Genomic DNA, 14871 nt, shown 5'->3' on the forward strand with positions numbered 1-14871 from the left:
CATAACAGACATCTGTATAGCTGCCCATGCGGCTATAAATCCAATGATGACAGAGTTGGAGCCATGAATATTCAGAATCTTGGAAAGAGATGGCTGTCAGGAGAAAAGAATCCTAGATACAAAAAGGAAAATAAATGATTAAGAGTAAACTCTTTTTCAAAGCGGGCATTGTCAATTGTCCGATGATGCTGGCAGTGTAGGGAGATTACCAATTGGTATCGCTTGTACCTATATTATGCTGACTAGCAAGCCCTCGGATTTATCCGAGGGTATTTGACTTTTGGCTAATAGATATAAATTTTTGATTATTTTACAGAACGTTTTTTTTGTAACTATTCTGCAACAGTCAAAAAAAATGCCAGTAATAGCTACTGGCAAAAACTAGAGCATAATTTAAGCTAAACCTTAAGATTCTTAACTTCATTAAGAAGTTCATTCAGAAGACTTACAGACTCAGAAACGCAGAGTTTAGCCTCGTCAACCTCTGTGGTCAGATGCTTAGCCATCTCAGTAATGCTCTGCATATTTGAAGAGATTTCTGCTGTAGCTGTAGTCTGCTGTTCAGCTGCAGTAGCAATCTGGGTAATCTGGGAATTAACTCCATAGACCTGTTCTGAAATTGATCCTAAAAGACCAGATACCCCTGAAGTTCTCTGAGCAAGGGAGTTCATGGTTTCTAGAGAGGCATTCATGGACTGATTGGCTTCATTAGCATCATTCTGAATCTTTGAAACCATGCTGATGATTTCCTGAGTGGAAGTACTGGTTCTGGATGCCAGTGAGCGAACCTCATCAGCAACAACGGCAAAGCCCTTACCGGCCTCACCTGCACGGGCTGCCTCAATAGCAGCGTTCAGCGCAAGCAGATTAGTCTGAGAGGCAATTTCCTCAATGGTCTGTACAATAGTGCCAATCTTCTGGGACTGCTCTACAAGTGCCTGTATCTGAAGCGCATCTTTCTTAGACTGCTCCACCTGGCTGTGAATACCGGCTATAGCAGACTCAACCTCGGATACGCCCTGACTAGTGGTTACATTTGACTGATCTGCGGATGCAGCGGCACTCTCACAGTTCTTGGCGATATCACCTGTGGTAGAAACCATCTCATCTGAAGCAGCAGCTACTGTAAGGGCACGGTTCTGGGTGTTTATCGAAGACTCGTTGATGCGATTGGTGACATCATTGATAGCGGAGATTTTCTCCTCAATTGAATAGGTCTTGGTTTTAATATGACCAACCAGCGAATTCATCTGTACTCTCATGTTTTCAATTCGCTGCAGGAGAGTTCCAAATTCATCCTTGCGTTTTGAATGAGTTTCATGGGTAAGATCACCGCTTGCAATCTTGTCAGCAGCACCAACAGCCTGATTAAGTACGGAAACAATACTTCTTGAGAATAAAAGTGCAATAAGAGCGGCAATTACAACAGCACTAACCGATACTACCATGATAATAAGTATCGGAGTTGAACTTGCAATTGTATCAACTCTCCCGGTGGTCTGTTCAATCTGATGCTTGGTTATTGCAAGAGAATGTTGCTTTACCTTATCCCCAACGGGGAACAGATTTTTCTCGTAGATAATCGGAGCCATTGGAGCATTGATGCCCTTCATGGTTGGAAGAAACTCCTCTTTAACTTCCTTGATATATGCCTTAACCCCTTCTGCAATAGGATCAACGTTAGAGCGATTATTGGTATCGGTCCTGTCTACAAAATCTGTTGCCTCCTGCAGTACAGCCATCTTTTCTTCAAGAGTCTTTTCCTTCTGAGGATTCAACGCCTGAAGATTACCCTGCAGCTCAAAGCAGATCTGTTCCACATCCAGCATTGCGTAGTAGATCTTACTTACCGCCTCATATCTGGTACCAAGAATGAAATGTACATATTTGATGACATCATTGGTCTTGAAAAGCTGCATCAGTGAAATTGCAGAAATCATGATGGTCAGGATAATGATGGAGAAGAATGCAGATACAAGCTTTCCCCGTACAGACATTTTGCTGAATATAGGCATAGTTGACGTTCCTTTATTTTGACTATCTAACAATGAATTAACGTTTGTTTTCACATGTAATTTTCTTTGCTGAAAATCTTTTAATTATTAATTAAGCCTAAACCTTCTGGGGATCTTCAGTCTCTTCTGAGGTTAGGCAAATTCTTTTATAAAGTTCAATCTCATCAGTAATTGCATAGCGGGCTTCATCCTCAAAGCGTTCAAAGGAAATATCCTTTAAATCTTCAAAGCCAAATTCCCCCATACTGTGAGATACAATTTTCTGCAGCACGAGCTTGGGATTTTCTTCTGACATTTGTTCTGTCAGTACCGCAAGAGACTGATACTTAGGAGGTAGGGCTAATTTAAGTCTTGCAGTATCCTCCATGAATTTATCCAAAGACACAAAACTGTCAGTCCTGTCTATTCTCAGTCTGTAATTGTGATATTTCTCTTTAGGGATTGTTTTTACAATCTCTTCATAGCTAATGATGTTCATTGTTGTTTCCTTATGTTGTTTGCTTGTTGTTTATTATTTTTTTAATTCTGACAGGCTGAAAACTGACCAAGGTTGCAGGCTGTCTTGTAAAGAGTCTTTGCCGTCAGTTTATCCTTAGGCACTCCCTGTCCTTTTTCCTTAGCCATAGCAAGGTAATAGCAGCCGTTAGGATCTTTAAGTCTGCAGGCAATACTATAGTATGCTGCAGCCATTTCCAGATCAGGCTCCTCTACCTTACCTTCCTCATACATAAGACCTAACGAGGAACAGCCTTCAGCTACAGAGAGTTCGCATGCTTTAAGATATGAATCCAAAGCCTTTTCATAATCATGATGTCTTTCAAACTCACCAGAATTAAGTTCTCCAGATAGAAAGCAGCCGAAGCCAACTTTACCGCTGCAGGCTAAATCCAGATACTTTGAGGCTTTAGAAAAATCTGCTTTTACAGATTTACCTTCAGAGTAGAAAATGCCAAGGTTAAGACAGGAGTCGGCATTGCCAAACTCACATCCTTTTTCATAATATTCAAAAGCATGAGAGCGATACTGTTCAAATTCAAAATCGTTTTCGTACAAAGAAGCCAGATTGTAGCAGCCTTCTCCATATTTGAGAGTACAGGATTTTGATAACAGATCTTTAGCCTTACGGATACTCTTATGGGTTCCCAGACCATTCATATATAGATAACCAAGAGAGGCACAGCTTTCAGCATTATTCTTCTGACACGCCCTTTTATAGACGGAGAAGGCTTCACTGTAATGTTTTGTGGAAAGATAATTTCTGCCTATAAGATTACAATAGGAGATATCCCCGGTCTTACACAGCAAAGACCACTTATCATTGAGATCTCCAGCATCAGCAGAGAACACTCCTGTAAAAAGCATAGATATTAGTAAATTGTTTAAAATGCGTCTCATAACCACATACTCTTCATTTTTTTAAATATCACCGGAGATAGGCTTAATTTAAAGCTTGAGACACAGTCTTTCCGCAAGCAGAGAATTAAATCGGTTACAAGGATCGTATTTAGCCTTTACTTCTAAAAACTCGTCAACGGCTCTACCATACATTTTTCTGAATACTTCTGCTTTCATACGGCTGTCTTTGGCTAGGTAAACTCGTCCCGAGGATTCAGCCACTATCTCATCGATATAATCCAAAACTTTAAAAAGATTAGGGGTAAGCTTAAAGTCCATAGAAAGAGAATAGCCTTTCATCGGGAAGCTTAGAGAACCATACTGTCTGTTCTGTTCGCCAAAAATCTTTAAAGAGCCCATAGTTGAGTAGAGTCTTTCTCTTTTTACCAGAAATATAATCTGCTTTAATACATCAGAATCAGGGACTACAAACTGATACTGAATAAAGCCTCTGCGACCATAGAGACGGTTCCAGTGCTTTACTGCATCCATTGGGAAAAAGAAACTGTTCAGACCAGTGAACTGAGCTCTTCTACGCTTATGTTTCTGCATGTGATAATACAGACGGTCTAAAGCTTTAACAGAAAGATGATTGAATAACTTTGATGACAGATAGAACGGTACAGTCAAAAGAGAATTTGAGTATGCTGTCTCAAGATAAGCTACATCATGATCAAGAAGCTCTCTTGCTGATGCGAAGTTCCCTGAAATTACAACTCCCCTGCCGTGAGTTCTGGTGGAGGAGAGATCAACCCAGGCTGAAAAATACTCAGAGGAGCGGTGATTCTGACTCTCCTCGATCAGTTTATCAATATTCTCACAAAGAGAAATCTGCTGCTTTAATACAGAAGTCTCTGTATTAGTCATCCTTATGCCTGCAGATACAATAATTCCAGTAAGTCCCATGCCACCACAAGTTGCATAAAAAAGATCACTGTTCTCCTTTGGAGTGGCTGTAATCAGCTCCCCCGAAGCAGTAAGAATATCAAGGCATCTGACGTGATTAACAAGTGAACCGTTTAAATAATGGTTCTTGCCATGTATATCTGCAGCAATTGCTCCACCAACTGAGATGATTCTGCTACCAGGTATAACTGGAAGAATAATATTCTTCAAGGAATAATTATCCAGAACCTCTCCAATGGATGCAGATGAATTTACTAAAAGCTCATGATCAATGTAGTTGTAGATCATTCCCTTTTTATTGAATTTAACCTTGGAAAGATTAAGAATTGCATTCTTATTTAATGAAGAGTCGCCACATGAACGACCGTTACCTCTGACTATCAGATCTTTTTTATGAGTAGTCAGCTCAGGTACCTCGTCAAGAGTCACGTTTGAGAACAAATGAGACTTTATGCGTGGATAATTACCCCAGTTTGCAATGTTCATGATACCTCTTTGTAAATCTTCGCCTTTCTGAAGACCTACTTTTATGTTTGAAGTTCAATAAGTTAGCAAGCATACGGATACCCATATGTTTACTACATAGGTAAATATTTATACTTTTGTGCTAGTCGTAAAAAACGACAGAGTGAATATACAACAGCTGTTGCATAAAGATGAAAGGGTTTTATTTTATAGTGAATAGTAATGTGATCTTGATCAATATTGAATGCAAACTTTTGTATACGTTTTCGAGATGCGTTACGCGGTTTTATAATATATTATCCAAGAGCGGAGAAATATTAACACAGAGTCTAAGCATTAACAAGAAAGAATTTGATATATATCTAATTTAAATTAGATGTAAAGTATAAGTAAAAGGCACAGCAAACGTTTTAGATTTTCACTAAATTCGAACAATAAAGGGAGCCTTAGCTCCCTTTGATGTTAGTTTTTATGGAATTAAATCTTTTTATGGATTAAATGGCCATACGATAGGAATAATGAATACACTGATAATGTAGCCAATGATACATAGTGGTGTACCAACCTTGATATAGTCAATAAAGTGTAGACCAGCAGGATTCATAACCATTACATTTGGAGGAGTTGCAACAGGAGTTGCGAATGCGCAGGAGGTTGCAATTGAAATTGCCATTACCACTGCGTATGGAGAAACATGAAGCTCCTCAGAAATTGAAATTCCGATTGGAATCAGCAGAGCTGCAGTTCCGGTATTGGACATGAACTGGGTTAAACCGCAGGAAATAATGAACAGAACAGACATCATCACGGTATCTGAAGGATTATCTCCCATAAGACCAATAACAGATTCTGCAATCATCTTACCGGCACCGGTCTTTTCCAGAGCACCAGCAATAGGCAACATACCTGCAAACAGGAAGATGGTAACCCAGTCAATTCCCTTATAGGCCTGTTTTTCGGTAATACATCTTGTCATCACACAGGCAACCGCACCAATAATAGCAATCATAGCCTGAGACAAACCAGGAATGCCAAAGATAAGACCGTAGATTACAAAAATCAGAATACCAAGAACAGTCCAGCGCTGACGAGGTGAACCTGAACCAGTTAGCTCATTACCTAGCACACCTAAATCAGAATCGTTCTTAGGAAGCAGCTTTCTTCCGATAAATACCATGAAGAATACGCTGATGAATGCAACAGGAGCACCAACAAAGGCGAACTCAAAGAAACCGAATGGCTCCAAGCCTCGTTCCTGCAGGGCAGATACTGCGAACATATTAGGAGGGGTACCAACCATGGTCATCATACCGCCGGCATTAGCAGCCACCGCCATTGCCATCAGAATTGCCGTCGCAGGGATCTTTGCAGAAGCACAAACACCAATAACCATAGGCATTAAACAGGCGATGGTACCGGTATTAGAAGCAAAAGCTGACATGATAATTGTTAACAGCATGAAGGAAATCATCAACGGAACTTCACTGGTACCGACTCGTTTAACAACCATTCGACCGATTGCCTGAGCAAGTCCAGACTCAAGCATTGCTGTTCCTACTACGAACATACCAGCAAACAGAACAACCGTGTCGTTTGATAAGCCTGAGAAGGTTTCTTTAGGAGTAAGAACTCCACACACACCTAAAGTTAAGGTTCCTAATATTGAAGTTACGGCAACAGGGATCAGTTCTGTCACGAACAGAAAAGCCACTACGCCTAATACGATTAAAGTTATTGTAGCGTGATCCATACTCTATCCTTATGTTGATAGCATTTTGCTATATTAGTTATTTTTATCATTTTCTATAAGGCTTTTATGTGAGTGATAACGCAACGAAGAAAAGTTGAATTATATTTATTAAATATTTGCAATGAATTTCAAATAAAAAATTTGAAATTAAAGAATAGTATGCTTAAAAAGAGGTTATTTAACACTTTCCACAGTCTGAACAGCCATTGCATACAGCCTTCATTCCACAGCTGTCGCACCTATCCTTAAAATGAGGCTGATATAGCTCGTCAGGGTAAATCGGCATGCCCAAGGCATCCACAAGTTTGAATTCAATCTGTCGGCCAATATATGTAAGTCCAGATTTTAAAGCCTGGGTACTCTGAACCGTACTGCCCTCGATTCTGTATTTTCGTCCATCCTTAACAAAATAGTTTCCGGTTCCACAGAAGACAAAGGTCACATCATATTTACGACATTCATCAGATAATGTTTTTACCCACTCGTAATGACAAGGTCTTGCACCGGCGTAATTCTCTCCATCGCAAATCACCTGCTCAAGCTGACCTGTAGAGAGATATTTATCAAGAGTTACAGGACCAATAAAAGGAGCACACATTACGCCTTTATGCTTAAAGGGCAGCTCTAAAAGAATTGGAATTCGCTCATCAGCTCTCCGCTGGTTTTCTGCAGAAACATTAAAAAACACATTATCATACCCATCATTCCAGTCTGAAGGCAGATGCTCAAGAACTCTCTGCGGTCTTTTGGTTAAAAGGAAGAATTTTACATCTGGGCGCTGACGTATAATCTTCCAAGCTTCATCTCTCCAGACATCAGCTTCTTCCAGAAAGAAATCAGATGTCATGCAGACGCGAATCATTTCACCTGACTGAACCTTATAACCGCCATTTTTATTTTTCTCAAGAGGATAATAGAAAGACTTAGTCCTATAGATATCGGCACCATTTCGATCACGCATTCTGTCCTGAAAAAACATGTAACAATTTCTGCAGCCTTCAGAAATTTTAATGCAGCCATGCCAGGGATTCCAGATATCGTGCAAAACAGATACCTCAAAGAAAAGAAGAAAAGTATAGATACAATAATCCCCGGATAAACCGGGGATTAGAAGATTTTAATCTAAGAAGCCGCGTAAGCCCTGTGATCTACATGGATGACGCAGTTTTCTTAAGGCCTTGGCCTCAATCTGACGAATACGCTCACGGGTAACACCGAACTGGCGACCTACCTCTTCAAGAGTATGGTCAGAAGGCATACCAATACCGAAACGCATACGCAGAACCTGAGCTTCACGTGGAGGCATCTCATCCAGAACACCGTTAATAGCGTTCTTCAGGCTCTCAGAAGTTGCAGCTTCAGCAGGTACAACAATTGAGCTATCCTCAATGAAATCGCCTAAATGTGAATCGTCATCATCACCAACTGGAGTCTCAAGAGAAATTGGCTCCTTAGCAATCTTCATTACCTTGCGGATCTTCTCCTCAGGTAAGCCCATCTTCACAGACAGCTCTTCTGGAGTTGGTTCTCTGCCCTTCTCCTGCAGCATCTGTCTTGAAATACGGTTCAGCTTGTTGATGGTCTCAATCATGTGAACTGGGATACGGATAGTACGGGCCTGATCTGCAATTGATCTGGTAATAGCCTGTCTAATCCACCAGGTAGCATAGGTTGAGAACTTGTAACCACGACGGTATTCAAACTTATCTACAGCCTTCATCAGACCGATGTTGCCTTCCTGAATCAGATCCAGGAACTGTAGACCTCTGTTGGTGTACTTCTTGGCAATAGAAATAACCAGACGCAGGTTTGCTTCAACCATGTCCTTCTTGGCTTTCTTTGCAAGAGCATCGCCCTTCATAACTCGTCTTGCCAGATCACGAAGACGAGCAATAGAAATACCTGAACTCTCTTCGATTTCGCGAAGAACATTTACGCACTTCTGAACATCCGCCTCGTAATCTTTGAACTTGGCGTGTGAAGGCTTCTTAACCTTGCAGGCCTTCTCGAACCAGCCCATGTCGGCAACATTCTCGTTTTCGTTATAGAACTTCTTGAGCTCGTCAATCTTCATTCCACAACGGCCAACAGCAATTTCTCTGATTCTTCTGTCCTGACGCTTAACACTGTCCATAGTGTCATGCATCTTACGAAGTAATGACTCAAGCTGAGAAGGTACAATCTTGAAGCACTGGAAGATTTCAATCAGTTTCTCAAGTTCCTTCTGATACTTCTTGTCAGTCATTGACTTCTGACGAGCAGCAGTTACCTTGTCAAACTGCACTCTAAGTTCAGTAAATCTCTTGCGGGTTTCTTCTGGATCAGGACCTGAATCATTTGGAGAATCAGCACTGTCATCTGCATCATCCAGATCATCGTCGTCATCTGAATCATCTGAAACCTGAGCTTTTTTCTTGGATTTCTTAGCGCTTTTCTTTGATGGTGTATCATCAAGATCGATATCGCCATCAGCCTCATCCAGAGCTTCTAGCTCCTTATCCAGCTCAGCTTCTGCGTTCTCATCAATGTCTTCAAGCACTTCAGTGTCGTCCTGTGAAGGAGCACCGTCGGCAAAACCGTTGATGATATCGCCAATCTTGATTTCAGATAAAGGATCCATTGTCTGCTCATAACGTGCAAACAGTTCTTCCATTGCCTGAGGATACTCAACAAGACAAACCTGAACTTCATTGGTTCCTTTCTCGATTCTCTTTGAGATCTCGATTTCGTCTTTACGGGTCAACAGAGAAACGTTACCCATCTCACGCATGTACATGCGAACTGGGTCTGTGGTTCTGCCGATATCAACAGAACTGTCCAGCTGATTTGCTACAATTTCAACGTCTTCAGAGTCTGTCTGGGAATTGCCATTCAGAAGGATGTCGTCTGCCTCTGGAGGGGTTTCACATACGGTGATACCCATGTCAACAAAGGTCTGAATGAAAACTGAAAGCTGATCGCCACTAATAATATCAGGTGGAATTAAATCATTGATTTCATCAATTGTTAAGTAACCTTGTTCTTTACCCTTGGCAATAAGTTGTTTGAACTCAGTACTTGCAGAATTATTATCCATTTATCTTAGTAGTCCTAGGAGCTGTAGTCATATGACACGAAATGGGTAAGGTTACCCTTGCCCATCCCGACTTAATATTTATAGGCTAGAAACGCTTAAAAAGCAAAAAGATTTTCGCAATTTTTTTTATTCTAGCTCAAGGTCATCAGGTAGTGATGCGTTGTGATAAACGTTCTGGACATCATCAAGATCTTCCATTGCGTCAATCATTCGCATGAACTTAACTGCAGTTTCAGCGTCTAACTGAGCTTCAGTTGATGGAACCATAGAAATTTCAGCATTTGTAGGCTTAATTGATGCAGCTTCAAATGCCTCAACAACATCAGCGAAAGCCTCTGGAGCAGTATAAACATCGATTGAACCATCATCGTTGGTAACGATATCATCAGCACCAGCCTCTAGACCGATTTCCATTGCCTTCTCTTCGTCGATTGGCATCTTGCCGTCTTCATCTTCAGCGAAGCTGATAACACCCTTCTTGGTGAACAGGTAGCCAACTGAACCAGAGGTACCCAGGTTACCACCGAACTTGGTGAATGCATGTCTTACGTCAGATGCAGTACGGTTGTGGTTGTCGGTCATACACTCAACCATAACAGCCGCACCGCCAACACCGTAGCCTTCATAAGTGATGTTCTCTAAATCAACGCCGTCACCGCCGCCAACACCACGCTCAATAGCACGCTTGATGGTATCGCGGGTCATGTTCTGAGCTAATGCAGCAACAACTGCTGAACGTAAACGAGGATTGCTTGACTCATCACCACCACCCATACGAGCAGCAGTTGTAATTTCACGAATCAGTTTTGTAAAAATCTTACCACGCTTAGCATCCTGAGCTGCCTTACGGAAACGAATATTAGCCCACTTGGAATGTCCTGACATTTTTTTCTCCTACTTCACGCCTGGCGTTATTTTTCAATATCGGTTACAGCTATAGCAAGCTCATTTAAAGCCTCGCTATTTGCAAAATTAGGTGCATCTGTCATTAAACATGCAGCTGCAGTTGTCTTAGGGAATGCGATTACATCACGAATATTATCAGTACCTGCAATCAGCATGGTTACACGGTCTAAACCAAATGCTAGACCAGCATGTGGAGGAGCACCGAAGGATAGAGCGTCTAACAGGAAGCCGAACTTCTCGCGAGCCTCTTCCTGAGAAATACCTAAAACAGTAAATACAGCATTCTGCATGTTCTGATCATAGATACGTACAGAACCACCACCTGACTCATAACCGTTGATTACAAGATCGTATGCATCAGCATATACTGACATAGGATCTGCAATCAGCTGCTCTGGAGTTACATCCTTAGGAGCAGTGAATGGGTGGTGCATTGCAGTTAAACCAGCTTCGTCGGTCATCTCGAACATTGGGAAATCAACAACCCATAATGCCTTGTAACCGCCAGCAACAAGATTTGCATCCTTAGCAGTCTTAAGACGTAGAGCACCCATAGCAGTTGCAGTCTTAACTCTTGGACCGCAGCCGATGAATACCATATCGCCATCTTTAGCGCCTGATAAAGCAACTAAATCAGTTAATTCCTTCTCGGTAACATGCTTGCCGAAAGAAGCCTTTAATCCTTCTGCACCCTTGTCAATCTCGTTAACCTTGATATAAAGAAGACCTGAACCGCCCATCTTCTTAACGTAATCAGTATAATCATCAATCTGACGACGGGTTAAAGCGGCACCGCCAGGAAGAGCAAAGGCGATAACACGTGACTTGTCATCACATGCAGGCTCTGATAGAACTTTGAACTCTGAATTCTTAACAGCTTCATCAACCAGCTTTAACTCAAAGTCAATTCTTAGATCAGGCTTGTCGGAACCGAAACGGTCCATTGCCTCTTCCCAGGTCATTACTGGAAGCTTGCCTAAATCAACATTCTTCATGTGCTTGAACAGAGAAACAATCATTTCCTCCATGATGTCTCTTACATCCTGAGAACTCATGAAAGAAGTCTCAACATCAATCTGAGTGAACTCAGGCTGTCTGTCAGCACGAAGGTCCTCATCTCTGAAGCACTTAACAATCTGATAATATCTGTCATAGCCTGCAATCATCAGTAGCTGCTTGAACAGCTGAGGTGACTGAGGTAGAGCATAGAATTTGCCGTGGTGAACACGTGAAGGAACCAGATAGTCACGAGCACCTTCTGGAGTTGCCTTGGTAAGCATTGGAGTTTCGATATCAAGGAAACCGTGTGAATCCATGAACTCACGAACAAAGTGAGTAATCTTTGCACGAGTGGTTAACATGTTAACCATCTGTGGACGGCGTAGGTCTAAGTATCTGTAACGTAAACGCTGCTCTTCGGTGTTTTCCTGATTGAAATCAAGAGGAAGTGCTGCAGCCTTGTTGAAGATCTTAAGTTCGCTGGCGTAAACTTCGATTTCACCAGTTGCCATCTTAGAATTGATCTGATCTGCAGGACGAGCCTTAACAGTACCTTTAACACAGATACAGAACTCGTTTCTTAAAGTTGAAGCAACCTCATGTAACTGCTGATTGTCAGGCTCAAAAACAACCTGAACAATACCGGTACGATCACGAAGATCGATAAAAATTAAACCACCTAAATCGCGTCTACGGTTAACCCAGCCACACAGTGTAACCTGGGTATCTTTGGCGCTAAGATTTACATTACCACAGTAAATTGAACGCATTGACATAAAAATATATTAGCCTCTTTACTCTATAGGCATTGATAAAAAATTGGCAGATCTATCCATTATATAGACACCTTACAGAAGTAAGGTCGATAACTATATATTCAGGGACAAACTCCGGGGAATTCGTTCAACGAATATGAACAGATCTCGCAAAATAACATTATTTCAAAATTTCAACATTATACGAAATAAATGAGACCTAATCAACATTTTCAAAAAGTTATATATATTCAGAATGGCTTGAATACGCGGTTTGTAAGAGTTCTGATTAAATAAAAAAATTAAACTGCTCAAAAGAGGTGAAATTTGATTTTTTGACCGACTATCTGTTTCTGGATATTTTTCTGAAAAATAAATCAACAGACTATCATAAATGAATACTGAAGAATCTTTTTTTGTGATCATGTTACGAAAAATTGCACCATACTTAAACAAATCTCCAGTCCACAGCAAATAATTAAAATTATGATAGAATGGGTTGAGCCTAAGGAGGTTTAATTTATGATCAATGCTCTTAAGAAAATCGTTTTTGCAGCTTGTATCGGCGTTATGTCATTTTCAAGCGTTGCAGCCCCTGAAACAGCTACTCAGAAGAAAGTATTAAATGTCGGTTGTGAAGGTGCATTTGCTCCATTCACTTATATAAATGATGAAGGTAATATCACAGGTTTTGATATTGATTTGATAAAAGAGCTTGGTGAACACTTAGGTTACGAAGTCAATATCAATGTGATGCAGTTCGACGGACTGATTCCTTCTCTAATGGTAGGTAATATCGATCTGATTATCTCAGGTTTCACTATTACTGAAGAACGTGCCAAGAAGGTAGACTTCTCTGATCCATATTACCTCTGCGGTATGAGTTATGTAATCAACAAAAAGAATCTGAAGAAATACGACTCATACGAGAAGCTTAACGGTCAGACTTTATGTACCCAGCTTGCAGCTACCGGTACCAACTTTGCTCAGAAGTATCTGCCAAAATCTCACCTAAAGATTTTCAATGCACCTCCAGAGACCTACATTGAATTAGGAAATGACAGCTGTGTTGCTGCAGTTCACGACAAGCCTGTAAATGATTTCTTCCTTGCAAGAGATGTTTCAGGTAAATTCACCTCTGTTGAAATCACTCAGCACATCAACAAGGAATACTATGGTATTGCAGTACAGAAAGGCAACACCAAGCTCCTTAAAGAGATTAACCAAGGCTTAAAGGAAATCGAGAATAACGGTGTATTCGAGAAGGTAAGTAAACACTGGTTCGGATACAACATCCTTGAATCTCTGAAAGGAAAATAAAAAATCAAAATTCACTAAAACAGGCAATAATAATTGCCTGTTTTTTTTTTTACCCTCTTCTCTTCCCCTATCAGTTAACTATATCTGCATCTCAATATTAAAAAAACAGACAAGACTGAGTCACAAATAACATACTTTCTTAATACCTGTATTAAATCCGTAATCTAATATCAAATAAAAAACCAAATTGAGGTATGTAGTAAGTGCCTAAAAGAACCATTGTCCTAAGTGCCGCAATGATATTGGTCATACTCCTGATTTCTGCTGTCTCTCTTATAATCGCCAGACAGAAGACAATTCGTGTAGGTGTTGACGGATTTAGTGCGCCCTTTAGTATTACCAACAGTATGGGTGATCTTAGCGGATATGATATTGACGTCATCAGAGCAATAGCAAGAAAACTAGATTATAAGATTGAATTCAAGATCATTGCCTTTACAGGAATAGAAAACAATATCAATAAAAGACTTGTCGATGTTGTAATGGCTCCAATGGATAGTAATAATCCAGAAAACCAAAGCGAGAATATTGTTTATTCAAAGCCATATTTCTTCAATTATCTGACATATCTGAAAAAGAAGGATACAGACTTAAAATTAAGTGCCAATGAAGAATTTCAAGACGGCACCAGAATCTGTATTCCTAATAAGCCACATATTCTCGACTATGTAAGAGCTCATTACATAAACACAATCATCAAGATCTATAACGGCTCTAACTTGGCTGTAGATTCTTTATACAAAAATGAATGTGAATTACTGATAGATACAAAATCCAGTAATGAATACTACAAAACCAAGCATAAGCTGAATAAACTTGAAATAAAGCCAATATACAACGCTGATAGCTATAATCACATCTATAAGATTGCTATGAGCGCATACAGAAAGGATTTGATTGAGAAGATCAACTCCGCCATTGATCATCTTATTCAGACAGGTGAAATAAATAAAATACACCAGAAATGGTTTTCTTCAAATTACTGCAAGCGATGAATATTGGTAAGGCAGAAACACAAAACCCAGTCACAAAGGACTGGGTTTATGTAAAAAGTGGCGGAACGGACGGGAATCGAACCCGCGACCTCCTGCGTGACAGGCAGGCATTCTAACCGGCTGAACTACCGCTCCACGTTAAGGGATGCCTGGCAGTGACCTACTCTCACACAAACGTACGTTGCACTACCATCGGCGTTACTGCATTTCACTTCTGTGTTCGGAATGGGAACAGGTGGTTCTACAGCACTATGGCCGCCAGGCGAATTGGGTTTTAACTTAAAAAACT

The 14871-nt window shown here is 40.6% G+C and carries 11 protein-coding genes, 1 tRNA gene and 1 rRNA gene; 2 read left to right on the forward strand and 11 right to left on the reverse strand.

The genetic code is table 11. The features are described from left to right. Positions 1-398: 398 nt before the first annotated feature. From BM308_RS12010 to aspS, 9 genes are all read right to left on the reverse strand, one after another. Positions 399-2015 (reverse strand): methyl-accepting chemotaxis protein, encoded by a 1617-nt coding sequence (locus BM308_RS12010; RefSeq protein ID WP_074945506.1) that lies wholly within the window; start codon positions 2013-2015, stop codon positions 399-401. 97 nt (positions 2016-2112) lie between these two features. After that, positions 2113-2493, reverse strand: coding sequence for a hypothetical protein (locus BM308_RS12015; protein ID WP_074945507.1), 381 nt, complete (start codon positions 2491-2493; stop codon positions 2113-2115). A gap of 41 nt (positions 2494-2534) precedes the next feature. Then, positions 2535-3410, reverse strand: coding sequence for a tetratricopeptide repeat protein (locus tag BM308_RS12020; RefSeq protein ID WP_074945509.1), 876 nt, complete (start codon positions 3408-3410; stop codon positions 2535-2537). Between the two features lie 48 nt (positions 3411-3458). Then, positions 3459-4802, reverse strand: a complete 1344-nt coding sequence (locus tag BM308_RS12025) for an FAD-binding protein (protein WP_074945510.1) — start codon at positions 4800-4802, stop codon at positions 3459-3461. 466 nt (positions 4803-5268) lie between these two features. Further along, entirely contained in the window at positions 5269-6531 is a 1263-nt protein-coding gene (locus BM308_RS12030) for an SLC13 family permease (protein WP_074945512.1), read from the reverse strand. A 178-nt stretch (positions 6532-6709) separates the two neighbouring features. Further along, positions 6710-7576, reverse strand: a complete 867-nt coding sequence (locus BM308_RS12035; protein WP_074945513.1) for a DUF5131 family protein — start codon at positions 7574-7576, stop codon at positions 6710-6712. Between the two features lie 72 nt (positions 7577-7648). Next, on the reverse strand, positions 7649-9607 hold the full coding sequence (gene rpoD, locus BM308_RS12040; RefSeq protein ID WP_074945515.1) for an RNA polymerase sigma factor RpoD: 1959 nt from the start codon (positions 9605-9607) through the stop codon (positions 7649-7651). Between the two features lie 126 nt (positions 9608-9733). Next, positions 9734-10492, reverse strand: coding sequence for a YebC/PmpR family DNA-binding transcriptional regulator (locus BM308_RS12045; RefSeq protein ID WP_074945516.1), 759 nt, complete (start codon positions 10490-10492; stop codon positions 9734-9736). A gap of 26 nt (positions 10493-10518) precedes the next feature. Beyond that, a complete protein-coding gene (aspS, locus tag BM308_RS12050; RefSeq protein WP_074945521.1) occupies positions 10519-12282 on the reverse strand; it encodes an aspartate--tRNA ligase in 1764 nt (587 codons plus the stop codon). 507 nt (positions 12283-12789) lie between these two features. Here aspS and BM308_RS12055 point away from each other — a divergent pair. Together BM308_RS12055 and BM308_RS12060 are read left to right on the forward strand one after the other, a co-directional pair. Beyond that, positions 12790-13587 carry a basic amino acid ABC transporter substrate-binding protein gene (locus tag BM308_RS12055; RefSeq protein WP_074945518.1) on the forward strand — a complete coding sequence of 266 codons (798 nt, stop codon included), beginning with the start codon at positions 12790-12792 and terminating at the stop codon, positions 13585-13587. 203 nt (positions 13588-13790) lie between these two features. Then, positions 13791-14582, forward strand: a complete 792-nt coding sequence (locus BM308_RS12060) for a substrate-binding periplasmic protein (RefSeq protein ID WP_074945519.1) — start codon at positions 13791-13793, stop codon at positions 14580-14582. Between the two features lie 58 nt (positions 14583-14640). Here the strand turns inward: BM308_RS12060 and BM308_RS12065 are convergent. Next, a tRNA-Asp gene (locus BM308_RS12065) sits at positions 14641-14717 on the reverse strand. Positions 14718-14729: 12 nt separating this feature from the next. Then, positions 14730-14845, reverse strand: a 5S ribosomal RNA gene (rrf, locus tag BM308_RS12070). Positions 14846-14871: the final 26 nt, after the last annotated feature.

The organism is Succinivibrio dextrinosolvens, from assembly GCF_900116345.1.
GTDB classification, from domain to species: Bacteria; Pseudomonadota; Gammaproteobacteria; order Enterobacterales; family Succinivibrionaceae; genus Succinivibrio; species Succinivibrio dextrinosolvens_B.